Origin of the sequence: Rhizobium sp. Rhizsp82 (genome assembly GCF_047325115.1) — a bacterium.
Lineage (GTDB): Bacteria > Pseudomonadota > Alphaproteobacteria > Rhizobiales > Rhizobiaceae > Rhizobium.
Window position 1 is genome coordinate 2,980,699 of sequence record NZ_CP168570.1, and the last position, 26,392, is coordinate 3,007,090.

Below are 26,392 nucleotides of genomic sequence, written 5' to 3' on the forward strand. Positions count from 1 at the left end.
TCAGCGTCCGGCGCCGAGAATGGCACCGAGCAGCCGGCCCTCGAGCTCGGCAAGTTCCGGATTGCCATGCCGGCGCGGATGCGGCTGGGGAATGTCGAGATCAAGCGCGATCCGCCCTTCTTCCAGCACGATCACCCGGTCCGCCAGATGCACCGCTTCGCTGACGTCGTGGGTGACGAGAACCGTCGTGAAACCGAGCTCGCGCCAGACGCGGTTGATCAGTTCCTGCATGCTGATCCGCGTCAGCGCATCGAGCGCGCCGAGCGGCTCGTCAAGCGCGAGAACGCCGGGCTTGCTGACCAGCGCGCGGGCCAGCGCCACACGCTGCCGCTGCCCGCCTGAAAGCCGCGACGGCCACTCCTTCGCCTTCTCCACCAGCTGCACTTCGGAAAGCACGGCTGCTGCCTCTGCAAGCGCCAGACGCTTGTCGATCCCGTCGCCGAGACCGACCGCGACATTCTCCGCCACGCTGAGCCAGGGCAAAAGCCGCGGCTCCTGAAAGACGATGCGCGCATTCGGCCGCTCGCCGCCGCTATCCCCGGTCTCGAAGCGGATGCTGCCCGCGCTCGGCTGATCGAGGCCCATCAGTACCCGCAGCAGCGTGCTCTTGCCGCAGCCGCTCTTGCCGATGACGGCGACGAACTGACCGGCCGGAATATGCAGATTGATGCCGCGCAGCACCCGGTTGCCGCCAAAGCTCTTCTCCAGTCCGGTCAGGGTGATGGATGCCGCCCCGGCTGGCGGTGTCGCAGGCTTTTCGCCGTGCGCCACATAATCCGGCTCGATGGAGCCGTGGAAACGTTCATGGGTGATCACGCTCATCGCCAGCTCCTACTTCTGATAGATCGGGTTCCAGGTGAGCGCCCGCCGCTCCAGCGCCCGGGCAACGACATCGGCGAGCTTGCCGAGCACCGCATAGATCACCAGCGCGAGCACCACGACATCGGTCATCATGAATTCACGCGCATTGTTGGCCATGTGGCCGATGCCGGAGGAGGCGGCAATCGACTCGGAGACGATCAGCGTCAGCCACATGATCCCCAGCGCATAGCGCAGCCCGACGAAGATCGACGGCAGCGCGCCTGGAAAGATCACCTTCCGGAACAACGTCCAGCTGCCCATGCCATAGACGCGGCCCATCTCGATAAGGTCGCGATCGACATTGCGCACGCCGTGATAGGTGTTGAGATAGACGGGGAAGAGCACGCCGAGCGAGGTCAGAAACAGTTTCGATTCCTCGCCGATCCCGAACCACAGGATGACCAGCGGGATCATCGCCAGATGCGGAATGGTGCGCAGCATCTGCAGCGTCGTATCCGTCAGCTGCTCCGAGACCTTCGAAACGCCGTTGGCGATGCCGAGCAGGAAGCCGATTGCGCCGCCGACCAGCAGGCCCGCAAAGGCGCGCCCGGCACTGACCAAGACGTCATGCGGCAGCTGGCCGGAAATCGTCGTCGACCAGAAGGCGACGGCGACATCGGCTGGAGACGGCATGATGCGCGAGGAGATGAACCCGGCCGACGAGGCGATCTGCCAGCAGATGACGATCGTCACCGGCAGGAGATAGGGCAGCAGCGCCGCACCACTGGGGAAGGCGGGCAGCGCCCGGCCCTTCCGGCGCCCCGCCCCTGCCGCAACCCGCGAAAACGGCGTTTCGAATACCGACATGCTCTTCTCCTCGCTTGGTTTGGTCAGGAGCCCGACACGACCTTCAGGTTACCGCCATGGCTGCCGCCGGCGAATACCTGCTTCGAACCGAAATCGTTGCGCAGACCATGGCGCTGCTCCGGCTGGCCGAGCCCGAGCTCGGGGAACAGCAGTTCGGCAACGCGATAGGCCTCTTCCAGATGCGGGTAGCCGGAGCCGATCACCGTCTCGATGCCGAGCTCCTGATATTCGCGCAGCCGCGCCGCGACCGTCTTGGGTGAACCCACGAGAGCCGTGCCGGCGCCGGCGCGCACCAGGCCGACACCGGCCCAGAGGTTCGGAGAAACCTCGAGCTTGTCGCGGCGGCCGCCATGAAGCGCGGCCATGCGCGCCTGACCGACGGAGTCGGATTCCTTGGCAAAGCGAAGCTGCGCTTCCTCGATCGTCGCATCGTCGAGCTTCGAGATCAGCCGGTCGGCGGCCGCCCATGCCTCTTCGTCCGTCTCGCGGACGATGAAATGCAGGCGGATGCCGAAGCTGACTTCGCGGCCCTTCTTGGCGGCCGCGGCGCGTACGCGCTCGATCTTTTCGCCGACCTGCGCCGGAGGCTCGCCCCAGGTCAAATACTTGTCGACGCGGCCGACGGCGAAGTCGATGCCGGCATCGGAGGAGCCGCCGAAATAGAGCGGCGGGCGCGGGTTCTGGTAGGACGGGAAGCCGAGGCGTGCATTGGTCGCCTTGACATGCTTGCCGTCGATGCTGGCGACGCCCTTTTCCAGCAGCTCTTCCCAGACATCGAAGAACTCGTTGGCATGGTCGTAGCGCTCGTCATGCGGCAGGAAGATGCCGTCGCCGGCAAGTTCGGCCGGGCTGCCGCCAACGACGATATTCAGGAGAACGCGGCCGTTCGAGACCCGGTCGAGGGTCGTCGCCAGACGCGCGTAATAGGCGGGAGACGCCGTGCCGGGACGGATCGCCACCAGGAACTTGAGCTTCTCCGTATGTTGCGAAAGTGCGGCCGCCGTGACGAAGGATTCCTCGCAGGCAACACCCGTCGGCAACAGCACGCCGGAAAAGCCGAGGCGATCGGCTGCCTGGGCGATCTGCGTCATGTAGCCGATCTCAGGAGCGCGCGTCTGGTCGGACGAACCGAGATAGGCGCCGTCGCCGGAGGTCGGGATGAACCAGAGAAAATCGATTGGTTTGGAACTCATCAAATTGTCCTTTCGTGAAATACGGCTCAGCTGGCCTTCGGGCGCCAGACGATATCGCCGGTCGTCAATTTCTTCGGCACGATACCAAGCGCGTAGAACTCGTCGGCCAAGGCCTGCTGGTAGGCGGCTGCGTCATCGGTGATCGTCGTCACCGCACCGAGATCGGCGCCCGGGCGGCTGAGGGTGATGCGCGTCACATCGGCGGGAACACCGGTGATCTCGGAAAGCTCCTTGACCGTCTCGTCGAGCTTCCCCTGCGCCGACTTGCCCACTTTGGCGAGCTCGTCGATCACATCGACGATCACTTGGCCGTTGTTGTCGGTGAAGTCCTGATTGGCGAGGAAGAAGCTGTAGGAATCGACGAGCCCTTCGGCGGTCGTCAGCACCCGGGTATCTGGATCGGCTTGGGCGATGGCGAGGTAGGGATCCCAGATCGACCAGGCATCGATGCTGCCGGTCTTGAAGGCGGCAGCGGCATCCGGCGGCGCCAGATCGAGCGCCTGCACATCGTCGATAGTCAACCCACCCTTGCGCAGCGCCTTGACGGCGACGTTATGGGCACTGGAGCCGCGCTTGAAGGCTAGCTTGGCGCCCTTCAGATCCTCAAGCTTCTGGATCGGCGAATCCTTGTGCACCAGGATCGCCGACGCCGCCGGGCTGCCGCGGTATGTCCCGACATAATAGAGGTGGCCGCCTGCAGCCTGCGCGAAGAGTGGCGGCACGTCGCCTGTCGCGCCGAAATCGAGCGCGCCGGCGCCGAGCGCTTCGAGCAGCGGCGGCCCGGAGGTGAATTCCGACCAGCTGACGGAAATGCCCTTGTCGGCAAGCCGCGCTTCAAGAGCGCCGCGCCGCTTGGCAAGCGCCAGCACGCCGTTCTTCTGCCAGCCGATGCGGAACTCGGTGGCCGAAGCCGCCCGCGCCGGCTTGATGGACGGCAGGACGGCGGCAGCTGCTGCGGCCCCGAAGAGACCAAGGGTCTGACGGCGTGAGATCATGGCTTTCCCCTTTATCGGCGATACGAAGCGCATCACCGCTGCGTTGCGATGACCTGATAATGAGAAACTCTATAAATTAGATCGACAATTATATCTGTGAGTTTTGGCGCGGCGGAAATTTTCCTGACCGGATTGCCGGGCTCCCGCAGAATTTTATTCTCCGGCTCCCGCATTGGCGTACCGCCGCCAGCCGGCGGTGCCTTTCCAGCCTTGGCACTTTCCGCTAATCATGCCGCAGCATCAGGAGAAGGATCTGGCATATGGCAAAAGTCGCTTTTATCGGTCTCGGCGTCATGGGTTTCCCGATGGCGGGTCACTTGAAGACGAAGGGCGGCCATGACGTCACGGTCTATAACCGCACCACCGCCAAGGCCGCCGACTGGGCGGCAAAGTTCGGCGGCAAATCCGCCCCGACCCCGGCAGAAGCTGCCGCAGACGCCGATTTCGTCTTCACCTGCGTCGGCAATGACGACGATCTCCGCTCGGTGACAACGGGCAAAGGCGGCGTTTTCGAAGGCATGAAGAAGGGTGCCGTCCTGATCGACAACACCACGGCCAGCGCCGAAGTCGCCCGCGAGCTCTATGAAGCCGCCAAGGCCAAGGGCTGCGACTTCATCGACGCGCCGGTGTCCGGCGGCCAGGCGGGCGCCGAGAACGGCGTACTGACCGTCATGTGCGGCGGCGATGAAGCCGTGTTCGAAAAGGCAAAGCCCGTGATCGACGCCTATGCACGCATGGTCGGCCTGATGGGAGCGGCCGGTGCCGGCCAGCTCACCAAGATGATCAACCAGATCTGCATCGCCGGTCTTGTCCAGGGCCTCGCCGAAGGCATCCATTTCGGCAAGCGCGCCGGTCTGGATATAGAGAAGGTCGTCGACGTCATATCCAAGGGCGCCGCGGGCTCCTGGCAGATGGAAAACCGCCACAAGACGATGAACCAGGGCAAGTACGATTTCGGCTTCGCCATCGACTGGATGCGCAAGGACCTCGACATCGTCCTGACCGAAGCCCGCCGCAACGGCGCCAAGCTCCCCGTCACCGCCCTCGTTGACCAGTTCTATGGCGACGTCCAGGCCATGGGCGGCAATCGCTGGGATACGTCCTCGCTCCTCGCCCGCCTGGAAAAATGATCGGCCCGTCCTCGAGCGCAGCAGACCTGATCGCGCATCTGCAGACGCTGCGCTCCGAAGACGGCATTGCCGGCATGGCCCGCTTCGGGATCGTCACCGGCAGCGCGCTTGGCATTTCCAACCCGCAACTGCGGAGCGTCGCCCGGCTCGCCAGGAAGGATCATCCGCGCGCCCTGGCGCTCTGGCAAAGCGGCATCAGGGAAGCACGACTGCTCGCCCTTATGACCGCAGAACCGAAGCGGCTGACTGCGGATGAAGCCAAGGCCTTCGCTGAAGACTTCAATTCCTGGGAAATCGTCGATACCGCCGCCGACCTCTTCGTCGAGGCACGGCTGGACGCTCTCATTGAAGACTTTGCTGCCGATGAGCGGGAATTCGTGCGGCGCACGGCCTTCGCAATGATCGCCGCTATGGCTGTGCATCGCAAGAAGGATCCCGACGAGACAATTCTCGTTTGGCTGCCGCTGATCGAAGCCTATTCAGAGGATGAACGAAACTTCGTCCGCAAGGCCGTCAACTGGGCGCTGCACAATATCGGCAAGCACAACAAGGCGTGCCATGCGCCTGCCCTGAAACTCGCTCGCCGCCTTGCGGAGAGTTCCGGCAAGACGGCAAGATGGATCGGCAAGGATGCGGTGCGCGAGCTGACCGGCGATGCCATCATCGCCCGGCTGAAATAGCTCAGTCCTCGTTGGACTTCGCGCTATCGAGCAGCATGTAGTCGAGCGGCAACTGCGTCGAATACTTGATCTGCTCCATAGCGAAGGCCGAGGAGACGTCGCGGATTTCGATCTTCGCGATCATCCGCTTGTAGAAGGCGTCATAGGCCGCGATATCGGGCACGACGACGCGAAGCAAGTAATCGACATCGCCACTCATGCGGTAGAACTCGACCACTTCGGGGAATTCGACGACCACTTCCGAGAAGCGCTTCAGCCACTCGATCGAATGTGTCGCCGTGCGGATCGAGACGAAAACCGTGACCTTGGTATTGACCTTCTCGGGGTCAAGGATGGCAACGCGGCGCTTGATGACACCGTCTTCTTCCATCTTCTGGATACGGCGCCAGCAAGGAGTTGTCGAAAGGCCGACCTTCTTGGCGAGATCGGCGACCGCAAGGGTCGAATCTTCTTGAAGCAGGCGCAGTATCTTACGGTCGAGACGGTCCATATGCGAAAGCCCTTTCGAATTATATTCTCTGTATACCGCGATTCCGGCGCGCGAAAAGAATTTTGTTTCAGTTTATAAGCAGTTTTATTCTGCTTCTAAGCACCGGCAGCAGCTCTTCCTCGAACCATGGATTGCGTTTCAGCCAGCCGCTGTTGCGCCAGCTCGGATGCGGCAGTGGCAGGACGGCGGGCGAGCGGTTTGCAAACAGCGTCTCGCGCCATGCCTTGACCGTGTCGGTCATATTGCCCTTCGCCGCCGCCCCCATATGCCAGCTCTGCGCATATTGGCCGACGGTCAGGATCAGTTCGATCTGCGGCATCACCGCCACGGCCCTCTCCCGCCAGATCGGCGCGCATTCCCGGCGCGGCGGCAGATCGCTGCCCTTCTCGTCATATCCCGGAAAACAGAAGCCCATCGGCACGATCGCCAGACGGCTTGCATCGTAGAAGGTCTCGCGATCGACCTGCAGCCAGTCGCGCAGTCGGTCTCCCGAAGCGTCGTTGAACGGAATGCCGCTCTCATGCACCCTCAGCCCCGGCGCCTGCCCGGCAATCAGCACCCGCGCCGTGCGCGACAGGACAACCACCGGACGCGGCTCGTGTGGCAAAGGCTTTGCCGGATCAAGCGGCGCATCCCGGCAGATGCGGCAGGCGGCAATCTCTTCCTGCAAGGTTTCGAGCGTCAGTTCCATCCGACCGCCTGCCCGATCAGCCGCATCACGCCACCGGAATGCAGCCGCTCGTCATCGCGAAAATCCCGCGGCCGCTCGAACGTTCCAGCCCACAGACCCGAGCGCGCACCTCTCGCCTCGTCCTCCTCGCTGCGGTAGTTGCCATAAGACAGGGCATAACCCGTTCTCACCATCTCGCCATTAATATCGAGCGTGCCACTGCGGCAGGTCACCAGCAGCCGCTGATATTGATCGCGCTCCGTACCGCTGCATTGAGTTCCAGCATTTGAGACCAGCCGCTGCAGCGCATCCCGCGCCTCTCGCCCACAGGCCCATGGCTTGCCGCCTCGCTGACAGCTCTGCACCAGCTCCGGCGCGTCGATGCCCTTCAGCCGCATCCGCTCGCCGCCGATCGCCAGGCTGTCGCCGTCAGCAGCATGGAAGGCGCCGCTATGCACGGTCTCCGCATCGCTGTTGAGCTTTACCGCGATCAGCCAGATCAGCGCCAGCATCGCAAAGGCGGTCACGCCGTCGCGAATCGTCCTGAAACCGCGCGTCACGCTTCCGCCTCCTTCAAAAACAAACCGTTGAGAGAAATGGCAAACACCTTCTTAAGATTTGCCGGTTAGGGTGAAACCATCCGCGGATCAAGTATCAAGTGCAGATGAGTAACGGCGTAAGCACATCGACAGATAAGATTATCGTCGACAAGTCCCGCAGTCACCGCAACAAGCCTGTCTCCAAGGCTGTTCGGCAGACACGCGAGCGCTTGCAGTCGGGCCATTCCTCGACGGCCGCTTTCGATCGCGACGTCCTTCGCATGTATATGACGGCATTCACGCAGGGCGCAGCCCTGATGCCGCTTTTCGTCATCATCATTTCCGCCCTCGGCATCTATTTCACCGGCGACACCGAGATTTTCTTCTGGGCGGTCGCGACGCTGGTTGCCTATGCCGCCAACGTCTATCTTGTCCGCCGCGCCCGCAAGCAAGAAATGACGGCGGAATCCGCCCGCAAGTGGCGCCGCGCCCTGTTGATCGGCCAACTGCTGATCGGCCTCAGCTGGGCCTTCTTCGCGCTTCAGGGCTGCGCCACCTGCGAGCCCTCCCGCTTCATCCTCTATAAGGGTGCGACGCTGCTCATTGCCCTGTCGGTCACGGCAATGTCGAATTTCATGCTGACGCCGTCGGTGCTCATCACCTTCAGCCCCGCCGTGCTGGCGCTGGCCGTCAAGGCCGGCATTTCCCGCGACGTGCTCGAAGTCAGCCTCACGGCGCTCTTCACCACGACCGTCATCTTCTTCGGCTATATCAGCGACCGCCTGTTCCGCCAGAACCTGCGCATCCTGTCCTTCCAGTCGGAAAAGGACGACCTGATCGCCGAGCTCGAAGTCGCAAAATCTATGTCCGACGAGGCGCGGCGCCGCGCCGAGGAGGCAAACCTTGCCAAGTCGCGTTTCCTCGCCTCCATGTCGCATGAGTTGCGCACGCCGCTGAATGCCATCCTCGGCTTCTCCGAAGTGATGTCGGCCGAGGTCATGGGGCCGCTGAACAACCCGACCTACAAGGAATATACCGGCGATATCCATCGCTCCGGCCAGCACCTCCTCAACCTAATCAACGAGATCCTCGACCTCTCCCGCATCGAGGCCGGCAAGTATGAGCTCGCTGAAGAGGCGATTTCGCTGCTCGATATTTCCGAGGATTGCATCGGCATGGTGCAGCTGCGCGCCAGCGGCAAGAACATCACCATCAGCCAGCAGTTCGAGCCTGAGCTTCCCTCGGTCTGGGCAGACGAGAAGTCGATGCGCCAGGTCGTCCTGAACCTGCTCTCCAACGCCGTTAAATTCACGCCCCAGGGCGGCGAAATCCACGTCAAGGTCGGCTGGACGGCGGGCGGCGGCCAATACATCTCGATCAAGGACAACGGCCCCGGCATTCCCGAAGAGGAAATCCCGATCGTGCTCTCGGCCTTCGGCCAGGGCTCCATCGCCATCAAGAGCGCCGAACAGGGTACCGGCCTCGGCCTGCCGATCGTCCAGGCGATCCTTGCCAAGCATGACGGCCAGTTCGTACTGAAATCCAAGCTGCGCGAAGGCACCGAAGTCATCGCCATCCTGCCGGGCAAGCGCGTGCTCCAAAGCCTCCCCGCAGTCGAGGAAGCGCATGCAGTCTCACGCAAGCGGAAGAGCTTCGCCTAAGGTCAGGCGGATACAATCGCGATCAGATGCTTGCCGATCGTGAACAGCAGGAAAAGCCCGCAGGCGCCGAGCATGCAGAGCACTGCAAAGGAGCCGAGATCCTTGGCGTGCTTGCCGACCATCGAGATCTCCGGTGAGATGCGGTCGATGACTTCCTCGATCGCCGTGTTCAGTGCCTCGACGGCAAACAGCGCCAGGAACAGGATGACGGCGATCACCAATTCGGCAAGCGTCGCGCCGACCGCGATCAGCAGGATCAGCGACACGGCGGCAAACAGCAACTCCTGCCGGAAGGCGGATTCCTTGATCAGGCGCTGGAATCCCGCCCAGGAATAGCTCGCAGCGGCGAAGAAATGGCTGACGCCTGTCAGCTTACGAACGGCAGGTTTCTCCAAGGCGTCCTCGTCTTGCGGTCGCGGACGGCGTCTTGCCGCCGTCCATCAGTGAAAATGCGAATACCGTTTCCCGGTCCGCGCCGCAAGCGTCTGTCATCAACCTGTCACAAAGCTGAACGCGACGCGTGCGCTCAATGCTTGTTGGTGACGCCGGCCTGCGCGAAGGTCGCCATGCCCGAATGGCAGGCGGCCGCGGCCTTGACGATACCGGCGGCGAGTGCGGCACCCGTACCCTCGCCGAGACGCATGCCAAGCGCCAGAAGCGGCGTCTTGCCGAGCATCTCGATGGCGCGCAGATGGCCGGGCTCGCCGGAGACGTGACCGATCAGGCAGTGATCGAGCGCCGACGGATTGGCAGCCTGCAGGATAGCACCCGCGGCGGTCGCCACATAGCCATCGATCAGAACGGGAATCTTCTCGACGCGGGCTGCAAGGATCGCTCCCGCCATCGCCGCAATCTCACGTCCGCCAAGACGGCGCATGATTTCCAGCGGATCGTTGAGGTGATCGCGATGCAGCTCGACGGCGCGCTCGACGGCGGCCACCTTGCGCTCCAGCATCTCGCCTTCCGAGCCCGTGCCGGGGCCGACCCAGTCGCGTGCCGAACCGCCGTAAAGCGCGTAGTTGATCGCCGCCGCAATCGTCGTGTTGCCGATGCCCATCTCGCCGATGCAGAGCAGGTCCGTACCACCGGCAATCGCTTCCATGCCGAAGGCCATGGTGGCGGCGCAGTCACGCTCGGAAAGCGCCGCTTCCTGGGTGATGTCACCGGTCGGGTAATCGAGCGCCAGATCGAAGACCTTGAGGCCGAGATCGTAGGCGACGCAGATCTGGTTGATCGCCGCACCACCGGCCGCGAAATTCTCGACCATCTGCTGCGTCACGGACGGCGGGAAGGGCGTGATGCCCTGGCGCGCAACGCCGTGATTACCGGCAAAGATCGCCACCAGCGGCCGGTTGACGGCGGGCGCCCTCCCCGTCCATGCCGCCAGCCAGAAGGCGATTTCCTCGAGGCGGCCAAGCGCGCCCGGCGGCTTGGTCAGCTGCGCGTCGCGCTCGCGCGCCGCAACCAGCGCCCGGGCATCCGGACCCGGCAGCTCGCGCAGCAGCGCGCGGAAATCGTCGAACGGCAGACCTGAAACGCTCATGAAGGGACTTCCTTGTATTCTGTTTTCTCCCGGCTTGCCGGGGCCAACTTGTCTTTTCGCAGCAAATCGGCTTCTTTCGTCGCGACTCTCTTAAAGCCAGCGGCAGAGGCGAACAACTCCAAAAGCGCCGCAGCTTCCATGCATGAAGTGGGGGACATGATCATCAAGGCCTATGCGCTCGACACCGCCCGCGCCGTCGCGTTCCTGAGCCGCATCCCCATGCCCTCTTTCGTCTTCGCAGGCGATGACGGCAAGCTCAGCCGTACGGCGCGCGCCTTCCCGCTGGCCGGCCTGCTGATCGGCATCGTCCCCGCCGCAATCTTTCTGCTGCTGCTCGGCCTGCGCGCCGACCGCCTGATGGCAGCGCTCGTGGCAATCGCCGTGCTCGCTATCATCAGCGGCGCGCTCCACGAGGATGGACTGGCGGACACCGCCGATGGTGTTGGTGGCGGGCGCGACCGGGATCATGCCCTTCTGATCATGAAGGACAGCCGGATCGGCAGCTACGGTGCCCTCGCCCTGATCCTCTCCGTAGCAATCCGCGCCGCCGCACTTGCCGCCATCGCCCGCGAAGTCCCGTCTATGGAAGCCGCACTCGCGATCCCGGTCGCCGCCTGCCTTGGGCGATCCGCCCTCGTCTGGCATTGGCACCGCCTGCCCCCGGCGAAGGCGGACGGGCTCGCCGCATCTTCAGGCAAACCCGGCGAAAGCGCCATGCATATCGCCGTCGTCTCCGGCTGCCTGTTCGCAGCGCTGATCGTCTGGCCGGTCATGGGCCTGCTGCCGCTCGTCTGCAGCCTGCTGGCGGCCGGCATTTCGGTTCTCGTCTTCACCCTCTACATCCGCCGCAAACTGAACGGCCACACCGGCGATACGCTCGGCGCCGCCGAACAGATTTCCGAGATCGCCGCCTTCTGCGCCCTTGCCATGGCCTTGTGAAACAACGATATATCGCTCATGCAAACACCCTGCATCAACGTATGCTCGATGGACCCCGCAACCGGCTTTTGCATGGGCTGCGGCCGCACGATTCAGGAAATCGGCGGTTGGATGAGCTATTCCGATGCGGAGCGCGCGCGGCTCATGGCAATCCTCCCCGCTCGCCTCTTCGAGGGCGTTGCGCAGAATGATAGCCGGCAAAATACCAGCACGAGGCACTCTGCATGACCCGGCTGACGGTCTTCCTGCTGATCATCGGCATCGGTCTTGCAATCCTTCTCTTCAACAACGGCAATGACCGGATCATGGGCATGGAAGCCGATGATTTCGGCCGCATGATCTATCTGCTGCCGATCGCGCTCATGCTCTCCGCCGGCGTCTGGGCAAGCCGGCGCAATATCGGCGAAACGATGCGCAACCTGATGATCTGGCTGGTCATCATCCTGGCGCTCGCCACCGTCTATCTCTACCGGCAGGATCTGCAGGGCGTCGGCAACCGGTTGCTCGCCGGCCTCGTGCCCGGCCGCGCCGTCGTCGTCACCACCAGCGAGGGCGGCAGCGAGGTCATCCTCCACAAGCTGCTGAACGGCCATTTCGAAGCCGACGTCGCCGTCAACGGCCAGACGATCCAGATGCTGGTCGATACCGGCGCCAGCATGGTGGCGCTCTCACATGCCGACGCCGAACGCATCGGCATCATCCCCGAGAATCTCGAATACTCGATGACCGTTATGACCGCCAACGGCCGCACCCGCGCCGCCCCCGTCACCCTAGACCGCGTCTCCATCGGCCCGATCACCCGCACCGGCGTCGCCGCCAGCGTCGCCGAAGACGGCAAGCTCGACCAGAGCCTCCTCGGCATGAGCTTCCTGGAGACGCTGGGCTCGATGCAGATGCAGACCGACGAACTGCGCCTGCGGGATTGAGCCCCGCCTTTATCGGCATATCCATGGAACTTGCACGCTCCAACAGGGTTCAAACCTTGAAAGGAGGCCGTCATGGACAACCAGACCAAGGACATTGCCGACGAATATATGCGTCTCGGTGGGCATCGCCGGGCGGTGGTGGACGATAACATCGTGTCCACCCGCAGCTGGGAAGCCGACACCCCCGAGGCGGCTGCTTTCTGGAAGGCGCGCGTCGAAACGCTCGACACGGATAGCCGCAGGCAGGTCGAACTCTTTCTGCCGACCATCAACGCCAAGTGAGCGGCTGCCAGCGCGAAGAATAGGAGATCACCATGTCGAATACCGTCAGAACCGGCGGCAAGGATGCCTTCAATGGCGTCAGCCGCACCCATTTCGGACAATCCGTCGAAAGCCAGGCGCAGATGGAAGATGCCGCCCGAGAGCACGGGCATGCAACAGGCGACGAGGAGCTGAACGTCTATCGGCTGGTGCCGATCGCAGCCGCCACCGACACCAACTGGCAGAACGCGCCGTCACAAGGCGAAGTGATCGTCGCGGCCCGCACGGCAGGCGATGCGCGGATCGTGGCGGCAAGCCGGGAGCTCGATTTCATGGAGATCGATTCCGCGCCCGCCGAGGATGTCACGACGATCAATGCCAGCGCCTTCCGCAACGACAAGCTCTACAGCGTCATCGAGATCGAGCATGGCCGCAGCGATCTGCAGCGTGGCGTGCTCGAAGGCGAAATCGGCGTCGGCAATATCCGCCCGACGCAGAACTGAGTTTTGTTGGCTATATCAGGCAGCCGGTGAGGACAGCGACATGCGGGGATACGGCAGTTTCATCATCGGCTGCGCTGCGGGTCTTGCGGCGGCTTTCCTGCTGAACTGGCTTGTCGTATCGAAGGCACACTGCAGCTTCTGATCTTCGGATTGCTGCCGGCCTTCGGTGGCGCGATCCTTGAGAGATATGCACGTTAAAAGGCGGCAGGCATCAGCTTGAGGCCGAGAGCCAGAGGAAGCCGGTGCTTCCCGTGTGGCTGTCGCTCACCTTCGAATGGTTGTAGCTGACAGCAAAGGCCAGCGAGCACATCGCGACCATGAACGCGACAGCGAACAAAATTTGCAGTCTGATCATTCTCGGCGTCCGTATTCTAGTGGCGGTAGAATCTTCACCGCCGTCCGAAGACAGAAGTGAAGGAGACGCTAGCGATCCCCTCGCTTCGCAAAGCTAATTAAGCACACTAACGATAAGGTTGTCGCGTGACGGAAGCGTGACAAGGCAAGATTTCCACACGTAAACGCGAAATCACGCCACCATAGGTAAAATCTTCCTTGAGATTTCAGCTATTGCACAGCCATGCATTGCACATTTGCATCACGGCGATACGTGTCGATGTACGAATTCAACACCTGCGTGCAATTGCACCTCAGTTGCGAAGCCGATAACCGGTCTTGAACATCCACCCAAGCGTGCCCAAGCAGATCGCCAGGAACAGCGTGATCATCGACAGGCTGATCAGCGGATTGACGTCGGCGATCCCGTAGAAACTCCAGCGAAAGCCGCTGACGAGATAGAGCACCGGATTGAAATGGCTGACCGCCTGCCAGAAGGGCGGCAGCATGTTGATCGAGTAGAAGCTGCCGCCGAGGAAGGTCAGCGGCGGCACGACCAGCATCGGGATCAGGTTCAGCTGTTCGAAATTACCGGCCCAGATGCCGATCATGAAGCCGAACAGGCTGAAGGTGATGGCGGTGAGCAGGAAGAACAGGATCATCATGAAGGGATGCTCGATGCGCACCTCCACGAAGGCATTAGCCGTCAGCAGAATGATCAGCCCGATCAGCAATCCCTTGGTCGCAGCAGCCCCTACATAGCCGAGCAGGATCTCGGTCATCGCCACGGGCGCCGACAGCACTTCGTAGATCGTCCCGGTGAATTTCGGAAAGTAGATGCCGAAGGAGCCGTTGCTGATGCACTGGCCGAGCAGCGTCAGCATGATCAGGCCGGGCGTGATGAAAGCGCCGTAGGAGACGCCCTCCACCGTCTGGATCCGCGAGCCGACGGCTGCGCCGAAGACGATGAAATAGAGCGAAGTGGAGATGACGGGCGAGACGACGCTCTGCAGCAGCGTGCGGCGCGTACGGGCCATCTCGAAGAAATAGATGGACTTGATGGCTTCGATGTTCACTTGGCGCCTCCCACGAGTGCCACGAAGATATCCTCGAGCGAGCTCTGCCGCGTCGAGAGATCCTTGAAATGGATGTTGTCGGCCGAAAGCCGGGTCAGGAGTGCCGCGATGCTTTCCTGTTCGTTATGCGCGTCGAAGTTATAGACCAGCCGCGCACCGCCCTGCTCCAGCGACAGGCCGTTTCCGGCAAAATGCTCCGGCAGTTTGTCGAGCGGCTCGGCGAGTTCGAGGATCAGCTGCTTGCGGCCGAGCTTGGCCATCAGCGCCGCCTTCTCTTCGACGAGCAGCAGCTTGCCGCCATTGATGACGCCGACGCGATCGGCGATCTCCTCGGCCTCTTCGATGTAATGCGTCGTCAGGATGATCGTCACGCCGGATTCGCGCAGCTGCTCGACGACGCGCCACATATCCTTGCGCAACGTCACGTCGACACCGGCGGTCGGCTCGTCGAGGAACAGGATTTCCGGCTCGTGGCTCAGCGCCTTGGCGATCAGCACGCGCCGCTTCATGCCGCCCGAAAGCTGGCGCAGCGTATTATCCTTCTTGTCCCAGAGGGAGAGCTCGCGCAGCACTTTCTCGATATGCGCCGGGTTCGGCTTCTTGCCGTGCAGCCCGCGCGAGAAGCTGACGGTGTTCCAGACCGTCTCGAACTGGTCCGTCGTCAGCTCCTGCGGCACAAGGCCGATCATCGTGCGGGTCGCACGGAAATCCTTCACGACGTCATGACCGCCGACGAGCACTTCGCCGCCGCTCGGATTGACGATGCCACAGACGATCGAGATCATCGTCGTCTTGCCGGCGCCGTTCGGGCCGAGCAGTGCCAGGATCTCGCCCTTCTCCACATCGAGATCGATGCCCTTCAGGGCCTCGAAGCCGTTGGCGTAGTGCTTGGTGAGATTGCGGATAGAAATGATGGGAGCCATGCGATTTTTTGGACGTTTCCTCTTATTGTGCCGCTATATAGTCCCTTTATGACACTTTGACATCCCGCAGCCCGTGAACACACTATTCAGAGGGCTGCCCATAGTGGCGCCAAGCAAAGCGGCTCATCGAAAATCGTCTTTCCACCGCCTTTGTCATCAACCGGTGATCTTTGCGGGGGATAACCGCCACAGAGGCAAGCAACGGTTCCCGCGCCGCCGCCCATCCCTTTGCGGAACCGTCATCGGGCGCTCGTTACGCCCCTTATTTCCGCTGTCTCTATTTGTATCGAAATGCCGCTGTAAGCACGAACACTTTGAATATCCGGTCGATCTCCCCTGAAGGCCGGTCAGTCTGAGCCGGCGTTTCGCCGGCTTTCTTTTTGTCCGCTCACCACTGTCCGTTCACGCCGCAGCCGAAGGGCGGCAGCGTCTTGCCCTCGAAACGGCTCTTCAGCATGCCGCAGCCGATGTCGCGGATCGGCGCCGGCATCATCGTGTTGAGGCTGATGCCGACCTCATCGAACGGGTCGCTCGCATAGGCGACATAGGCATACCAACGCCCGCCGAACACGGCGGCGGCAGCAATGACAACGACAAGAATGAGAATGATGAAATTCGGGCGCTTGCGTTCGGCCATCCGGGCTCTCCTCTCAGGAAGAGCCCGTCAGATCAGATTCCCCTGTCGAGGCCAAGCCATCAGCCTAGCTGCAATAGACCCGACCGCTCTTGCGCTCTCTGAGATCGAAATGGAAATGATTCCAGTGCTCCGGATTGCTGCCCGGGCCAAGCACGGTATTGAAATAGCGGCAGCTATCGCTGCGCACCGCCTTCAGCAGGCGCCCCTCCCGGAAGGAGAAAAGACCCTTCTTGCGGATATCGATCTCGTGGCCGTTCTTCAGCACGAACTTGCCGACATCGATCGCGTTGCCATGTGCATGCTCGGACATCGGATTGTATTTCTGGCGGCTGTTGTTCATGCGCCGGCAGGAATAGCCACCGAGTGGCTCGATGGTCTGAATGCCCGACCAGTAGCGGAAGCGCGCCGAGGGCGCGAGCTCGTTCTTCACCCACTTGGCAAAGGCAAGCGTCACCTGGCAGTTCAGCGTCACCGCCGGCTTCACGCCGATATTGCCGGAAAGGCCCTGCAGCGAGATCGGATACGGCACCTGGCAGGCCGGACCGTTGGAGATCGCCGGCTTGTCGGAATAGATCACGCCGAGACGCTTCAGCTCCTGGCGGCAGGCGCGCTCGGAGGCTGGCATCATGCCGGGATCGGCGGGCATTGCCGGTGTGCTCATCATCGGGTTCGAGGGCCGCAGCATCGCCACTTCCTGGCTCTCGTCCTCTTCGGGAACGCGCTGCGGCGCGACAACGGCGCTGCCATCGTTCCAGACGCGGGCCTGGCTCATCTGCGCCTGTGCGGCGGGTCGCGGTATGGCGTTGCGTTGCGTCGGCGCATCGGTGCCGATGCCATCGACGACGGGCTCGGCGGTCTCGCCCTCGGCGATCTGCTGTTGCTGCTCCTGCGCCAGCCCGACCACCGGTTCGGCGCCGAGCTCGGAATCCATGTTGACGCCGCCGTCGGGCACCGAAAGCTGCTGTGTTCCGCCCCAGTTGCCGGCTGCGTTCTGTGAGCGCGGCACCTGCTGCTGGGCGAGCGCCTCGTCACTATCGATCATCGGCAGCCTGCGGCCGGACGCCGGAGCGGCATCGCCTGCAGCATGGCCCTCGCCTGCAAGGTTCGGCGTATCGAGATAATCGACCGACCCGCCGGCGCGAGAGACGGGCGCGGATGCAGGATAGGACTGCGCCGTTTCCATCGGCGCCATGCGCATGGCCGACTGTCTTGGCGGAGAAATGGAGCTGACTTTCGTGCCGGTATCGACACTTGCAGGCGGCACGAGGCCGTCACTGACGGAACAGGTCGTGAGCGCCGTGGAAACCAGCGTGGTCAGCACGATACGCCGCAAAAGAGAGACAGACACAATACCCTCCATCGCCCCGCAGCCCTGCTTGCAACCTGAAGAATTCCACTCAAATTTAAATAAAACTGGTGAAGGAAAGCTTACCCGTGACGGAGAAGGCGGTTTCCCGCCCTCTCCTGATATTCTCAAGCCGCCCGGTTATAGGAGCGCTGAGCCGTCGCCTGGGCCTGGCCCTGGCCGAGGCGGAAGTTGGAAAGCAGCGTGCGCAGTTGGTTGCTCTCGGTGGCGAGCGTCTGGCTGGCGGCCGTCGTCTCTTCCACCATCGCCGCGTTCTGCTGCGTCATCTGGTCCATGTGATTGACCGAGGTATTGATCTCCTGCAGTCCGGTCGCCTGTTCGCGGGCAGCCGTCGCGATGGAATTCACGTGGTCGTTGACCTTGTTGACCAGAGCCTCGATCTCGACCAGCGCATCGCCGGTCGAGCGAACCAGCGACACGCCGGTTTCGACTTCGGCCGCCGAATTGCTGATCAGCGTCTTGATTTCCTTCGCGGCATTCGCCGAACGCTGCGCCAGCTCGCGCACCTCCTGCGCAACGACGGCGAAACCACGTCCCGCCTCACCCGCACGCGCCGCTTCGACACCGGCGTTCAGCGCCAGAAGATTGGTCTGGAAGGCGATTTCGTCGATGACGCCGATGATCTGACCGATCCGGCTCGAGGAATCCTCGATCCGGCTCATTGCCGCCACAGCGTTGCGGACGATTTCGCCGGACTTGCCGGCACTGGTTTTCGTCTCTGACACCATCTCACGCGCTTCCGTTGCCCGCTCGGAGGCGGTGCGAACGGTTGCGGTGATCTCATCGAGAGCCGCCGCCGTCTCTTCCAGAGCCGCAGCCTGCTGCTCCGTCCGCTTCGACAGGTTGCTGGTCGCTTCGCTGATATCGGAGGCGCTGTCATTGACGACATGGCTCGATTCCGAGATCGCCTGGATAACGCTGGCAAGCGCACCTGCAGCAGCGTTGAAGTCGGAGCGCAGCTTGGAATATTCCTCGCCGAGATCGCCGACCGTGACGGTGAGATCACCGGCGGCAAGCCGTTCCAGCCCCTGGCCGAGCGTCATCATCGCGTGGTTCTGGCGTTCGGCAGAGCTGCGCATCCGCTGCTCGCTGCTGCGGCGCTCGCCATCCAGCTCGCGCTGGCGGGAATCTTCGCGCGAACGCATCTCGCTGCGTTCGACCATCGAGTCACGCAGGACAAGCAGAGCCTTCGCCATGTGACCGATTTCGTCGCGGCGCTCGCTGTCGACCACGGCGGCAGCGGAGTCGTCGGTGGCAATCGCATGCATGGCAGCACCGATCCGCGCCACCGGACCGGTGACGCTGCGGACGATCGCATAGGCGATGAGCAGGGTGATGATCGCGCCCAGGCCGCAGAGCAGCGCCGCCCACAGCGCGTTCTGCCGGTAAAGTGCGGCAAGGTCGTCACCATAGACGCCGGTACCGACAACCCAGCCCCAGGGCTCGAAGCCGGCAACATGCGAGTATTTCAGAACCGGCTGCTCGGCACCCGGCTTCGGCCAGTAGTAATCGACGAAGCCCTGGCCATGCGCCTTGACGGTATTGACGAACTCGACGAACAGGAACTTGCCGTTCGGATCCTTGTTCTGTGTGAGGTCGGTACCGTTGAGCTCCGGCTTGATCGGGTGCATCACCATGTTGGGATGCATGTCGTTGATCCAGAAATAGCCGCTGTCGCCGTAGCGCATGGAGGCGATGACGTCCTTGACCGCCGTCTGCGCCTGTTCGCGCGTCAGCGTGCCGTCCTGCTCCATCTTGTAGTATTTCTTCATGATGTTGATGGCCGTCGCATCCATCTGCGCCAGCCCGGCTTTCCGCTCCGCCTCAAGCTCCGAGTAGGAATAGTTCAGGAAGAAAGCCATCACGCCGACGAAAATCGCCAGCGTCAGCCCGACAAGCCCGTAGAGACGGGTCGAAATCTTTGTATTGCGCACGAAGTCCCCTCGCATTCACGCAGTCATGATCGGCGCAAATTCTGCAGCGCATGTCTTACTGGCCGGTGAAGCATTATTAGTTCGGCATCACATAACGTAACGAAAGGAACCTCTTGCAACGGCATCCCATTGGCCAAGCATATGAATTCTATTATATTTAAGCTCAGCGATTTTTTTGCGGTCTGGTAAGCATAATAATCTGTGACCGGGCACGAGAGGCACGTCGAGCCCTGCTCCAGCATCCCTATCCCAAGATCTTATGATACCGCGCCTCCCCCATTTTGAGTATTTCGCTCGCCATCCTAACGCGTCTTGGCGGACACGAAAGGATTGGGGCTCGCGTCTGGGGTCGCGAGCCCCCTTTTTAACCCACGAGGAGAAGCTCCATGACGGAACGCGCGATCGGTTTTCTGGTGGCAGCCGAGTTGTCGGCTCTCTTCTGGGCAGCTCTGTTCTTCACGCTCGGCCGTCTCTGAGAGATCGCCGACGGCCATCCCTGCATAACCGGGTCATTGCCCTTGCCATCCAGCCGTCAAGCCTGCCATCTTCACGCTTCGTGAAATGACAAGGACTTGACGATGAACGACAGCCCGAAGCCGAAAGGTGAACTGACCCTCCGCACGCTCGCCATGCCCGGCGACGCCAATCCGGCGGGGGATATTTTCGGCGGCTGGGTCATGGCGCAGATGGACTTGGCAAGCGGCATCCGCGCCGCCGAACGCGCCCGCGGCCGCGTCGTCACCGCCGCCGTCAAGGAAATGGCCTTCGAACTGCCGGTCAAGATCGGCGACACGCTCTCGGTTTATACCGATATCGACCGCGTCGGCCGCACCTCGATCACCCTGATCGTCGAGGCCTGGGCCCACCGCTCCCGCTACAACAAGATGGAAAAAGTCACCGCCGGCACCTTCATCATGGTGGCGCTCGACGAGGACGGCGCGCCGAAGCCTGTCCCCGCAGAGTGACATCCGGGATCGAAGTCAAGCGCGCAAGAATTGCGATGACTTGTCGAAGCTCAGCCCCGGGAAAATCTTCGCGGTCAGGTCGTCAGGGCTGACGTCGAATTGCCGGTAAAGCATCGCAGCGGCGATCTCGCGGACATCGGCTGTCGGCATCAGGTCGCGGTCCTCCAGCAGCTGGGCATCGCCGATGCCTGGCCATTTGCCGAGGATGCGCCCGCCATTGATCGCCCCGCCTGCAAGCAGCGCGCAGCCACCCGTGCCGTGATCCGTTCCCCCGGAGCCATTCTGGCGGACGGTGCGGCCGAACTCAGTCATGGCGAGCACGACCGTCTTCGACCAGATATCCGGGCCAAGCGCCGTCTTCAGCGTCGTGATCGCCTGTGCCAGGTCCTGAACCGGCCGCTTGAACTGGGCGGCCTGCCCGACATGCGTATCCCAGCCGGTGATCGAGAAGCTGGCGATGCGATAATCACCCTTCAGCATATTGCCGGCGAGCGCCGCGACATCGGCGATCTTCTCGCCCCGCTTGCCATCGGGTTCGGCAATCATCGCCGCGCCATTGGCCCGCGTCGCCTCCTCCATGGCCTTGGCGAAAGCCGGATCGCCGGCATAGAGCCGCATCAGGAACTGCATCTCGTCCTTCGCCGTGCCGAGATTGGAATCGGATGCCCAGACATCGACATTGTTCGGGCCGGAGAGGATGAGCTCCGTGGACGTATTGACGTCGATCGCCTTGCGCGCATCCGAGCGCGGGATGACGGCGAGCGCCCGGTTGAGCCAGCCGGTCTTTTCTTCGGCCACATGCTCGCCGCCGGATTCCAGCATGTCCTGCCCATCGAAATGGCTACGCTGATCGCGGTAGGGCGTCGACACCGCATGAACGAAGGCCAGCTCCTTCGACTTCCACAGCGGCAGCAGATCGGCGCCGGCCGGATTGAGGCCGAAATGACCGTCGAGATCGATAAGCCCCTTATCGGGCGTCAGCGCCAGTGTCGGCCGCAAACCCGCGAAACCCGCGTCACCATAGGGCTGCACCAGATCGAGCCCGTCCATGGCGCCGCGCAGCACGATGGTGACGAACCTGTTATCCCCCGGCATGGCCGCAAAGGTCACCGGCGTGAAAACAGGTGCTGCGGCAAGGCAGCAGGCGGAAGCAAGAAAACCGCGGCGCGAAAGCACAATCTCTGTCATCGCGAGGCTCCTTATCGGCGGTTGAATTCGGGGGATGCGAGCACCAGCGTCAGGCCGCTGATCTTGTTCGGCGCCTGCGACACGACACGGATCGTCTCGTCGCGGGCAGCATCCGCCAGCGTGGCCTTCAGAAACTCGCGCGGATCCTGATCCTTGCCGAACTGCGCCGAGGCACGGCGCGCCCAGGCAAGCCGCTCGGCGAGCTGGCTGGCGGTGATCCAGGCGTCGAATGTCTCCTCGAAACCGGCCGGGCTCGGCGGCAGCCAGATTGGCTGGCCCATGCGCCGCAAGGCGCCCTGCCCGAGCGCCCGCGCCGTCTGAAACGCCTTGCGCCGCTTGAACTTGTCCTCATCGGCAGAGCCGGGCGGCGCCATGGCATTCATGCCGTTGCCGCTGTCCGCATCTTTGGCGGGTGCCGCCATCATCGCATCGGCATCATCGTCGTTGTCCTGATTGGCCTCCATGAAGCTTCCGGCATTCAGCGCCCTCAGCCCCGCCACCACGAAATCGAAGGGCTGCCGCGCCTTGGCACCCTCGTCGCGCCAGGCGGCGGGATGATCGAGCATGGCGCCATAGACGGCAGTCAGATCCCCATCCGTCCGTTTCCAGACATCGGTCATCGCGGAGATCATCTCGGGCGCCGGCTGGTCGGCGATGAAATGAATACAGAGCTTGCGGCAGATATGCTCGGCCGTCTTCGGATGCGCGGCGAGATCGTCGAGCATCGCGAGATAGTCCTTGCGCGTGCGCCGGTCGCCGCCATAGCTGACACCGAGGACGGTATGCTGGCCGGGCTCGGAAATTCGCGGACGGAACGCCACATCCATATCGTCGCGATCGATCGTCAGCCCGGTGAGAACCATGGCCGCCGAGCGGACATCGGCCTGCGTATAACCGCTGCCGGCGCCGAGGGTGTGCAGCTCCAGCAGCTCGCGGCCCAGATTCTCGTTCAGCCCCTTCTTCTGGCGCATGCCGCCCGGCGAATCCGGCCCTTGCGACTGCGCCTGGTCGAGATAGATCAGCATTGCCGGATGCTCGGTCGCCGCCCGAAGCAGATCGCGGAACGGGCCGCCGATATTCGGGCGGATCGCCTCTGCCTCATAGAGCGGCACGATCAGCCGCATCGGCAGGCTCTTGTTGGCGCTGGTCGAGAAATGGTTGGTCCAGAAGGTCGCGAGGCGCTCGTAAAAGCCGTTGGGCGACAGCACTGCCTGCATCAGCCGCTGATTGGCATCGCGCTGAAATCCACGCTGAACCTGCCGCTGTAGCTGACGGCGCCGGTTGCGCCGCTGCTCATCGTCATCCCCGGCCTCCTGGCGGATTTCCTTCAGCTGATCCTGCAGGTCGCCAATATGCTTGCGGCAGGCCTCGGCGCCACCATCGGGAAAGGCAGGCGTAGCCTCCACCCCCAATTTGAGTTGAGCCAACAGGGCCTGCTTGTCCTCGGGCTGCGCCTCGCCCGGCCTGAAGCCATAGCCGAAACGGATTGCCGCCATTGTCTGGAAGGAGACGCTCATGACCGATCACCTCGTCATCACCGGATAGTGACAGGGTCTCAGCCAAATGCGACCGCAATCGGGCGGCGGACGGACATGGACTATTTGTAATTATTGGGATTTTCGCTCCGTCGCGGTCACCACCGGATGCCGTTCCAGCTCCTCGAGCGGGATATAGACATCGGTCTCGCCCGGCTTGTGATCCGGATGCGAAACCTTGGCTTCGATCTCATCGGGCAGCGCCAGCGCCTGTTCGGTATTCATGATCCCGAGCGGCACCTTGCCTTTGCTGGTGGATACGACGACTTCGACGAGCGGCTTGTTCTTCTGCATCTGTGATCTCCAGTTCATGGAAATCCAACGCGCGCCGTCCTCACCCGTTCCCCATTCGCCGGTCACTCCATGTTACCGAGCGTTAAGAGCAATGCTATCAGCCGTTGAAAAACTGGGGCCGTTTTGATGTCGCGGGCGGCAGAGCCGCGATATGGGCTGGCATGTGAAACCACGTGCCCAAAAGCCTGCCATGCCTGATCCTGATCCGCTCCGCGAATATATGCGCATCGTGCGCACCCTCAATCTCTACAAGCTCCAGCTGCTCGCCATCGAATCCAAGCTCCGCAAGGGCGGCACCGCCGCGCGCAAGCAGCTCTTGGAGCAGCGCCATGAAGATATTGCTGCGGAGATGGAGGCGCTCAAGGCCGAAGGCGACGGATGGCTCTGCAAGCTGCGCCGCGCCAGTATGGCGCTCTGATCACTCGCCGGTGAGCCGGAGCCGCAACGTGGCGAGCGCCCGTTCAGTTGCGTCGATCTCCCGGTGCACCAGCGCTTCGCGCCGGTGGTCGATCCCGCCACCGGCAAGCACCGCATCGACGACCTCCAATATGCCCGTCGCGTTGACCACCACACGCGTCGCGCTGCGCTGCAGGTCGACAGGCGCGCCGTCTATATCAGCCGTCTCAGGCGACGGCCGGTCGGCGGCAATAAAACTTGTCTCCCTCAGTAGGTAGTTGACCAGCCGCACATCCGGCACCGCCCGCACCAGGGCGTTGATCTCGTCGGCGGAAAAGCAGGTGCGGTTTATCAGCCGCGAGTGCAGCACCGCATAGGTCATGCCGAGGGTAGCCGCCACGGTCTCGACCCCGGGCTTCTTTTCGACGACGAGGACAGTATAGGCGATATCTGCAAACTCGCGGCCGCGCTCTGCCATGGTCCACTCCCCCTATCCGTGCAGTTTCCATGCAGGCAGGGAGAATGGCAAGTGGCAACGCACCGTTGAAAAGACGGCGCCGATTTGATGGAGCGCCGCCAGTCGATCCGCTACGGACCCGCCTGCCCTGGGATCAGCCACCCCTATCGCAGGGCCGGCCGCCTGTCGCTTTTGCCCTAAGGCAGGCGGCCACTCCTCAGCCGCGGAAGATGAAAGATGCGCCGATCGCGATCAGCGCAAAGCCGATGGCGTGGTTCCAGGTGAGGTTTTCGCCGAGCCAGAAGATCGAAAATCCGGCGAAGACGATCAGCGTGATCACTTCCTGCATCGTCTTCAGCTGCGCCGTTGTATAGACCGCCGAGCCGATACGGTTGGCCGGAACCGCCAGGCAATATTCGAAGAAGGCGATGCCCCAGCTGGCGATGATCGCCAAGAAGATGGCGCTGCTCTTGTGCTTCAGATGCCCGTACCAGGCGAAGGTCATGAAGATATTCGAGGCAAAAAGCATGATGACCGGCCAGACGGCGGCGGGGCTCAGCGAAAACGGCATGGGAGAATCCTTGAGGCGTGACTGCTGGCGCCACCATGTATCCCGAAATCCACGCTCTTCAAGGCCTCTCTGGCGGCGCAACGGATTTTCACAGCAATAGCCGCTCACGCCGCAAAACCGGGGAACTTTCGATCGGGTCCACCGTTCATGGCGAGCGCCGGAAGCGGCCCGCACAAAAGCGGATCCACCTTCAGGACAAAGCATAGTCCCGAAGGAAGCCCCGTGACCGCCTCGCACCCATCCCGCCTCTCCGGCCGCTCGCTCGCCGCCCTCGCAACCCTGAATTTCTTCCTCGCGGATGCCCGCGACGGATTAGGCCCGTTTCTCGACGGCTTCCTCGCGACGCATGGATGGACGCCGATGACGCTCGGCGTGGTCGCCACCCTCGGCGGCATTCTCGGGCTGATCGCCACGCCGCTCTTCGGCGCTCTCGTCGATACCTCACCTCACAAGCGGCTGCTGATTATCGTGCCGGTGGTCCTGGTGACAGCAGCCGCACTCTGGACGCTCGCCAGCCCCGACAACGCCTCGGTCTTCGGCGGTCAATCGATGACGGCGATCGTCGGCGCCGTGATCGGCCCCGCGCTGATGGGCCTGACACTCGGCCTCGTCGGCGAAGCGGCCTTTCCGGATCAGGTGGCGCGCAACGAATTCTGGAACCATGCCGGCAATGTCGTCTCGCTGGCAGGCGTCTATCTCGCCACCTCGCTGTTCGGCCTCAACGGCGTCATCGGCCTGATGATCCTCACCGCCCTCGCCACCATCGCCGCGACGCTGGCGATCGATCCCCGCCACATCGACAACAAGGTCGCCCGTGGCCTTGCCCATGACGACGGCAGCCCGGGACCGTCAGGCTATTCCGTCATCGCGGGTTCGCGCGGCCTCATCCTGCTTGCCGTGACGCTGCTGATCTTCCATTTCGGCAATGCGCCGATGAGCCGGCTGATCGCCCAGGATTTCTCGATCCAGCTCGGCACGCCCTTCCGCACGACGGCGATCGTCACCGGCGTCTCGCAGCTGTCGATGATTGGCATGGCCCTCGCCGCTCCCTACCTGATCCACCGCTTCGGCCTCGCCTCGATCTTCATCATCGCCCTCTGCGCCCTGCCACTGCGCGGCGCCATCGCCGGCAGCTTCGAAAGCTTCGCGGCGATCTATCCGGTCCAGTTCCTCGATGGCGCCGGTGCCGGCCTTATCGGCATCGCAACACCGCTCGCTGCCGAACGCATCCTCTCCGGCACCGGCCGCTTCAACGCCGGCCTCGCCGCCGTCATGACCGTCCAGGGCATCGGCGCTTCGCTAAGCAATATCGTCGCGGGATGGCTGACCAAGGAAGGCGGATACGGGCTTGCCTACTGGGTGCATGGCCTCGCCGCGCTTGCGGCAATTGCGGTGTTTGTCTACGGGCGGCGGGAAATTGTGCCGGAGCGGCGGGCTACTACCGCAACCGAATAGACAACCACCCCTGATTGCAGGCAATTCGTTTCAAATCATCCCGTGATGTGACTTGATACAGCGC

The 26,392-nt window shown here is 62.7% G+C and carries 31 protein-coding genes; 11 read left to right on the forward strand and 20 right to left on the reverse strand.

Annotation, left to right across the window (positions count from 1 at the left end; genetic code table 11):
- From ACEN84_RS19825 to ACEN84_RS19840, 4 genes are read right to left on the reverse strand one after another with little or no spacing between them, the layout of a single operon-like run.
- A complete protein-coding gene (locus ACEN84_RS19825; protein ID WP_203428717.1) occupies nucleotides 1-822 on the reverse strand; it encodes an ATP-binding cassette domain-containing protein in 822 nt (273 codons plus the stop codon).
- A gap of 9 nt (nucleotides 823-831) precedes the next feature.
- The gene (locus ACEN84_RS19830; protein ID WP_413709646.1) at nucleotides 832-1,668 is read right to left on the reverse strand and encodes an ABC transporter permease subunit; all 837 of its coding nucleotides are present in this window, start codon (nucleotides 1,666-1,668) and stop codon (nucleotides 832-834) included.
- Between the two features lie 23 nt (nucleotides 1,669-1,691).
- A complete protein-coding gene (ssuD, locus tag ACEN84_RS19835) occupies nucleotides 1,692-2,861 on the reverse strand; it encodes an FMNH2-dependent alkanesulfonate monooxygenase (RefSeq protein ID WP_413709647.1) in 1,170 nt (389 codons plus the stop codon).
- 26 nt (nucleotides 2,862-2,887) lie between these two features.
- Nucleotides 2,888-3,856, reverse strand: a complete 969-nt coding sequence (locus ACEN84_RS19840; protein WP_413709648.1) for an aliphatic sulfonate ABC transporter substrate-binding protein — start codon at nucleotides 3,854-3,856, stop codon at nucleotides 2,888-2,890.
- Between the two features lie 260 nt (nucleotides 3,857-4,116).
- Here ACEN84_RS19840 and ACEN84_RS19845 point away from each other — a divergent pair, with 260 nt between their 5' ends.
- Both ACEN84_RS19845 and ACEN84_RS19850 read left to right on the forward strand, forming a co-directional pair.
- A complete protein-coding gene (locus ACEN84_RS19845; RefSeq protein WP_413709649.1) occupies nucleotides 4,117-4,986 on the forward strand; it encodes an NAD(P)-dependent oxidoreductase in 870 nt (289 codons plus the stop codon).
- Nucleotides 4,983-5,666 (forward strand): DNA alkylation repair protein, encoded by a 684-nt coding sequence (locus ACEN84_RS19850; protein WP_413709650.1) that lies wholly within the window; start codon nucleotides 4,983-4,985, stop codon nucleotides 5,664-5,666. Before ACEN84_RS19845 ends, ACEN84_RS19850 begins: the two co-directional genes overlap by 4 nt.
- 1 nt (nucleotide 5,667) lies before the next feature.
- On the opposite strand, the gene ACEN84_RS19855 is transcribed toward ACEN84_RS19850, so the two are convergent.
- From ACEN84_RS19855 to ACEN84_RS19865, 3 genes are all read right to left on the reverse strand, one after another.
- Entirely contained in the window at nucleotides 5,668-6,156 is a 489-nt protein-coding gene (locus ACEN84_RS19855; protein ID WP_112387170.1) for an Lrp/AsnC family transcriptional regulator, read from the reverse strand.
- Between the two features lie 67 nt (nucleotides 6,157-6,223).
- Nucleotides 6,224-6,847, reverse strand: coding sequence for a uracil-DNA glycosylase family protein (locus tag ACEN84_RS19860; protein ID WP_413709651.1), 624 nt, complete (start codon nucleotides 6,845-6,847; stop codon nucleotides 6,224-6,226).
- The gene (locus ACEN84_RS19865) at nucleotides 6,838-7,386 is read right to left on the reverse strand and encodes a thermonuclease family protein (protein WP_413709652.1); all 549 of its coding nucleotides are present in this window, start codon (nucleotides 7,384-7,386) and stop codon (nucleotides 6,838-6,840) included. Before ACEN84_RS19865 ends, ACEN84_RS19860 begins: the two co-directional genes overlap by 10 nt.
- A 104-nt stretch (nucleotides 7,387-7,490) precedes the next feature.
- Here ACEN84_RS19865 and ACEN84_RS19870 point away from each other — a divergent pair, with 104 nt between their 5' ends.
- Nucleotides 7,491-9,026, forward strand: coding sequence for a sensor histidine kinase (locus ACEN84_RS19870; protein WP_112716675.1), 1,536 nt, complete (start codon nucleotides 7,491-7,493; stop codon nucleotides 9,024-9,026).
- A 2-nt stretch (nucleotides 9,027-9,028) separates the two neighbouring features.
- Here ACEN84_RS19870 and ACEN84_RS19875 read toward each other — a convergent pair whose 3' ends face one another.
- On the reverse strand, nucleotides 9,029-9,421 hold the full coding sequence (locus ACEN84_RS19875) for a diacylglycerol kinase (RefSeq protein ID WP_413709653.1): 393 nt from the start codon (nucleotides 9,419-9,421) through the stop codon (nucleotides 9,029-9,031).
- Nucleotides 9,422-9,552: 131 nt separating this feature from the next.
- Complete coding sequence (gene cobT, locus ACEN84_RS19880) at nucleotides 9,553-10,569, reverse strand: nicotinate-nucleotide--dimethylbenzimidazole phosphoribosyltransferase (RefSeq protein WP_199629484.1); 1,017 nt, start codon at nucleotides 10,567-10,569, stop codon at nucleotides 9,553-9,555.
- A 156-nt stretch (nucleotides 10,570-10,725) separates the two neighbouring features.
- Here cobT and ACEN84_RS19885 point away from each other — a divergent pair, with 156 nt between their 5' ends.
- From ACEN84_RS19885 to ACEN84_RS19905, 5 genes are all read left to right on the forward strand, one after another.
- Nucleotides 10,726-11,508 (forward strand): adenosylcobinamide-GDP ribazoletransferase, encoded by a 783-nt coding sequence (locus tag ACEN84_RS19885; RefSeq protein ID WP_413711330.1) that lies wholly within the window; start codon nucleotides 10,726-10,728, stop codon nucleotides 11,506-11,508.
- Nucleotides 11,509-11,526: 18 nt separating this feature from the next.
- Nucleotides 11,527-11,736: a DUF1289 domain-containing protein gene (locus ACEN84_RS19890; protein ID WP_413709654.1), complete on the forward strand. Its 210-nt coding sequence runs from the start codon at nucleotides 11,527-11,529 to the stop codon at nucleotides 11,734-11,736.
- Nucleotides 11,733-12,434, forward strand: coding sequence for a TIGR02281 family clan AA aspartic protease (locus tag ACEN84_RS19895; protein ID WP_112716685.1), 702 nt, complete (start codon nucleotides 11,733-11,735; stop codon nucleotides 12,432-12,434). Before ACEN84_RS19890 ends, ACEN84_RS19895 begins: the two co-directional genes overlap by 4 nt.
- A 72-nt stretch (nucleotides 12,435-12,506) precedes the next feature.
- On the forward strand, nucleotides 12,507-12,716 hold the full coding sequence (locus ACEN84_RS19900; protein WP_413709655.1) for a hypothetical protein: 210 nt from the start codon (nucleotides 12,507-12,509) through the stop codon (nucleotides 12,714-12,716).
- Between the two features lie 32 nt (nucleotides 12,717-12,748).
- On the forward strand, nucleotides 12,749-13,198 hold the full coding sequence (locus ACEN84_RS19905) for a hypothetical protein (RefSeq protein ID WP_199629481.1): 450 nt from the start codon (nucleotides 12,749-12,751) through the stop codon (nucleotides 13,196-13,198).
- Nucleotides 13,199-13,409: 211 nt separating this feature from the next.
- Here the strand turns inward: ACEN84_RS19905 and ACEN84_RS19910 are convergent, their stop codons facing one another.
- From ACEN84_RS19910 to ACEN84_RS19935, 6 genes are all read right to left on the reverse strand, one after another.
- Complete coding sequence (locus ACEN84_RS19910) at nucleotides 13,410-13,553, reverse strand: hypothetical protein (RefSeq protein ID WP_162708682.1); 144 nt, start codon at nucleotides 13,551-13,553, stop codon at nucleotides 13,410-13,412.
- Between the two features lie 292 nt (nucleotides 13,554-13,845).
- The gene (locus tag ACEN84_RS19915; RefSeq protein WP_112716691.1) at nucleotides 13,846-14,607 is read right to left on the reverse strand and encodes an ABC transporter permease; all 762 of its coding nucleotides are present in this window, start codon (nucleotides 14,605-14,607) and stop codon (nucleotides 13,846-13,848) included.
- Nucleotides 14,604-15,530 carry an ABC transporter ATP-binding protein gene (locus ACEN84_RS19920; protein ID WP_413709656.1) on the reverse strand — a complete coding sequence of 309 codons (927 nt, stop codon included), beginning with the start codon at nucleotides 15,528-15,530 and terminating at the stop codon, nucleotides 14,604-14,606. The genes ACEN84_RS19915 and ACEN84_RS19920 overlap by 4 nt, the downstream gene beginning before the upstream one ends.
- Before the next feature lie 388 nt (nucleotides 15,531-15,918).
- On the reverse strand, nucleotides 15,919-16,167 hold the full coding sequence (locus tag ACEN84_RS19925) for a hypothetical protein (RefSeq protein WP_413709657.1): 249 nt from the start codon (nucleotides 16,165-16,167) through the stop codon (nucleotides 15,919-15,921).
- Nucleotides 16,168-16,231: 64 nt separating this feature from the next.
- On the reverse strand, nucleotides 16,232-17,515 hold the full coding sequence (locus tag ACEN84_RS19930; RefSeq protein WP_413709658.1) for an extensin family protein: 1,284 nt from the start codon (nucleotides 17,513-17,515) through the stop codon (nucleotides 16,232-16,234).
- 125 nt (nucleotides 17,516-17,640) lie between these two features.
- Entirely contained in the window at nucleotides 17,641-19,467 is a 1,827-nt protein-coding gene (locus ACEN84_RS19935) for a methyl-accepting chemotaxis protein (protein WP_413709659.1), read from the reverse strand.
- Nucleotides 19,468-20,045: 578 nt separating this feature from the next.
- Between ACEN84_RS19935 and ACEN84_RS19940 the strand changes: the two genes are divergently transcribed.
- The gene (locus ACEN84_RS19940) at nucleotides 20,046-20,432 is read left to right on the forward strand and encodes an acyl-CoA thioesterase (RefSeq protein ID WP_413709660.1); all 387 of its coding nucleotides are present in this window, start codon (nucleotides 20,046-20,048) and stop codon (nucleotides 20,430-20,432) included.
- Between the two features lie 15 nt (nucleotides 20,433-20,447).
- On the opposite strand, the gene ACEN84_RS19945 is transcribed toward ACEN84_RS19940, so the two are convergent.
- The 3 genes from ACEN84_RS19945 to ACEN84_RS19955 all read right to left on the reverse strand — a co-directional run bounded on the left by ACEN84_RS19945 (nucleotide 20,448) and on the right by ACEN84_RS19955 (nucleotide 23,449).
- Nucleotides 20,448-21,620, reverse strand: coding sequence for a DUF1501 domain-containing protein (locus ACEN84_RS19945; protein WP_199629478.1), 1,173 nt, complete (start codon nucleotides 21,618-21,620; stop codon nucleotides 20,448-20,450).
- A gap of 11 nt (nucleotides 21,621-21,631) precedes the next feature.
- Nucleotides 21,632-23,137 carry a DUF1800 domain-containing protein gene (locus tag ACEN84_RS19950; RefSeq protein ID WP_413709661.1) on the reverse strand — a complete coding sequence of 502 codons (1,506 nt, stop codon included), beginning with the start codon at nucleotides 23,135-23,137 and terminating at the stop codon, nucleotides 21,632-21,634.
- Nucleotides 23,138-23,227: 90 nt separating this feature from the next.
- Nucleotides 23,228-23,449 (reverse strand): hypothetical protein, encoded by a 222-nt coding sequence (locus ACEN84_RS19955; protein ID WP_203428701.1) that lies wholly within the window; start codon nucleotides 23,447-23,449, stop codon nucleotides 23,228-23,230.
- A 190-nt stretch (nucleotides 23,450-23,639) separates the two neighbouring features.
- On the opposite strand from ACEN84_RS19955, the gene ACEN84_RS19960 reads away from it, so the two are divergent.
- A complete protein-coding gene (locus ACEN84_RS19960) occupies nucleotides 23,640-23,867 on the forward strand; it encodes a hypothetical protein (RefSeq protein WP_413709662.1) in 228 nt (75 codons plus the stop codon).
- Here the strand turns inward: ACEN84_RS19960 and ACEN84_RS19965 are convergent, their stop codons facing one another.
- Nucleotides 23,868-24,323 carry a phage regulatory CII family protein gene (locus ACEN84_RS19965; RefSeq protein ID WP_130278136.1) on the reverse strand — a complete coding sequence of 152 codons (456 nt, stop codon included), beginning with the start codon at nucleotides 24,321-24,323 and terminating at the stop codon, nucleotides 23,868-23,870.
- Nucleotides 24,324-24,519: 196 nt separating this feature from the next.
- A complete protein-coding gene (locus ACEN84_RS19970; protein WP_112716806.1) occupies nucleotides 24,520-24,873 on the reverse strand; it encodes a DMT family protein in 354 nt (117 codons plus the stop codon).
- 222 nt (nucleotides 24,874-25,095) lie between these two features.
- On the opposite strand from ACEN84_RS19970, the gene ACEN84_RS19975 reads away from it, so the two are divergent.
- Entirely contained in the window at nucleotides 25,096-26,328 is a 1,233-nt protein-coding gene (locus ACEN84_RS19975; RefSeq protein ID WP_413709663.1) for an MFS transporter, read from the forward strand.
- The last annotated feature ends 64 nt before the right edge of the window (nucleotides 26,329-26,392 follow it).

Excerpts from the sequence above, each read along its gene's own strand:
- ACEN84_RS19825 (WP_203428717.1), bottom strand. The coding sequence starts at position 822 with ATGAGCGTGATCACCCATGAACGTTTCCACGGCTCCATCGAGCCGGAT.
- ACEN84_RS19830 (WP_413709646.1), bottom strand. The coding sequence starts at position 1,668 with ATGTCGGTATTCGAAACGCCGTTTTCGCGGGTTGCGGCAGGGGCGGGG.
- ssuD (WP_413709647.1), bottom strand. The coding sequence starts at position 2,861 with ATGAGTTCCAAACCAATCGATTTTCTCTGGTTCATCCCGACCTCCGGC.
- ACEN84_RS19840 (WP_413709648.1), bottom strand. The coding sequence starts at position 3,856 with ATGATCTCACGCCGTCAGACCCTTGGTCTCTTCGGGGCCGCAGCAGCT.
- ACEN84_RS19845 (WP_413709649.1), top strand. The coding sequence starts at position 4,117 with ATGGCAAAAGTCGCTTTTATCGGTCTCGGCGTCATGGGTTTCCCGATG.
- ACEN84_RS19850 (WP_413709650.1), top strand. The coding sequence starts at position 4,983 with ATGATCGGCCCGTCCTCGAGCGCAGCAGACCTGATCGCGCATCTGCAG.
- ACEN84_RS19855 (WP_112387170.1), bottom strand. The coding sequence starts at position 6,156 with ATGGACCGTCTCGACCGTAAGATACTGCGCCTGCTTCAAGAAGATTCG.
- ACEN84_RS19860 (WP_413709651.1), bottom strand. The coding sequence starts at position 6,847 with ATGGAACTGACGCTCGAAACCTTGCAGGAAGAGATTGCCGCCTGCCGC.
- ACEN84_RS19870 (WP_112716675.1), top strand. The coding sequence starts at position 7,491 with ATGAGTAACGGCGTAAGCACATCGACAGATAAGATTATCGTCGACAAG.
- cobT (WP_199629484.1), bottom strand. The coding sequence starts at position 10,569 with ATGAGCGTTTCAGGTCTGCCGTTCGACGATTTCCGCGCGCTGCTGCGC.
- ACEN84_RS19885 (WP_413711330.1), top strand. The coding sequence starts at position 10,726 with ATGATCATCAAGGCCTATGCGCTCGACACCGCCCGCGCCGTCGCGTTC.
- ACEN84_RS19890 (WP_413709654.1), top strand. The coding sequence starts at position 11,527 with ATGCAAACACCCTGCATCAACGTATGCTCGATGGACCCCGCAACCGGC.
- ACEN84_RS19895 (WP_112716685.1), top strand. The coding sequence starts at position 11,733 with ATGACCCGGCTGACGGTCTTCCTGCTGATCATCGGCATCGGTCTTGCA.
- ACEN84_RS19900 (WP_413709655.1), top strand. The coding sequence starts at position 12,507 with ATGGACAACCAGACCAAGGACATTGCCGACGAATATATGCGTCTCGGT.
- ACEN84_RS19905 (WP_199629481.1), top strand. The coding sequence starts at position 12,749 with ATGTCGAATACCGTCAGAACCGGCGGCAAGGATGCCTTCAATGGCGTC.
- ACEN84_RS19910 (WP_162708682.1), bottom strand. The coding sequence starts at position 13,553 with ATGATCAGACTGCAAATTTTGTTCGCTGTCGCGTTCATGGTCGCGATG.
- ACEN84_RS19920 (WP_413709656.1), bottom strand. The coding sequence starts at position 15,530 with ATGGCTCCCATCATTTCTATCCGCAATCTCACCAAGCACTACGCCAAC.
- ACEN84_RS19925 (WP_413709657.1), bottom strand. The coding sequence starts at position 16,167 with ATGGCCGAACGCAAGCGCCCGAATTTCATCATTCTCATTCTTGTCGTT.
- ACEN84_RS19940 (WP_413709660.1), top strand. The coding sequence starts at position 20,046 with ATGAACGACAGCCCGAAGCCGAAAGGTGAACTGACCCTCCGCACGCTC.
- ACEN84_RS19945 (WP_199629478.1), bottom strand. The coding sequence starts at position 21,620 with ATGACAGAGATTGTGCTTTCGCGCCGCGGTTTTCTTGCTTCCGCCTGC.
- ACEN84_RS19950 (WP_413709661.1), bottom strand. The coding sequence starts at position 23,137 with ATGAGCGTCTCCTTCCAGACAATGGCGGCAATCCGTTTCGGCTATGGC.
- ACEN84_RS19955 (WP_203428701.1), bottom strand. The coding sequence starts at position 23,449 with ATGCAGAAGAACAAGCCGCTCGTCGAAGTCGTCGTATCCACCAGCAAA.
- ACEN84_RS19960 (WP_413709662.1), top strand. The coding sequence starts at position 23,640 with ATGCCTGATCCTGATCCGCTCCGCGAATATATGCGCATCGTGCGCACC.
- ACEN84_RS19965 (WP_130278136.1), bottom strand. The coding sequence starts at position 24,323 with ATGGCAGAGCGCGGCCGCGAGTTTGCAGATATCGCCTATACTGTCCTC.
- ACEN84_RS19970 (WP_112716806.1), bottom strand. The coding sequence starts at position 24,873 with ATGCCGTTTTCGCTGAGCCCCGCCGCCGTCTGGCCGGTCATCATGCTT.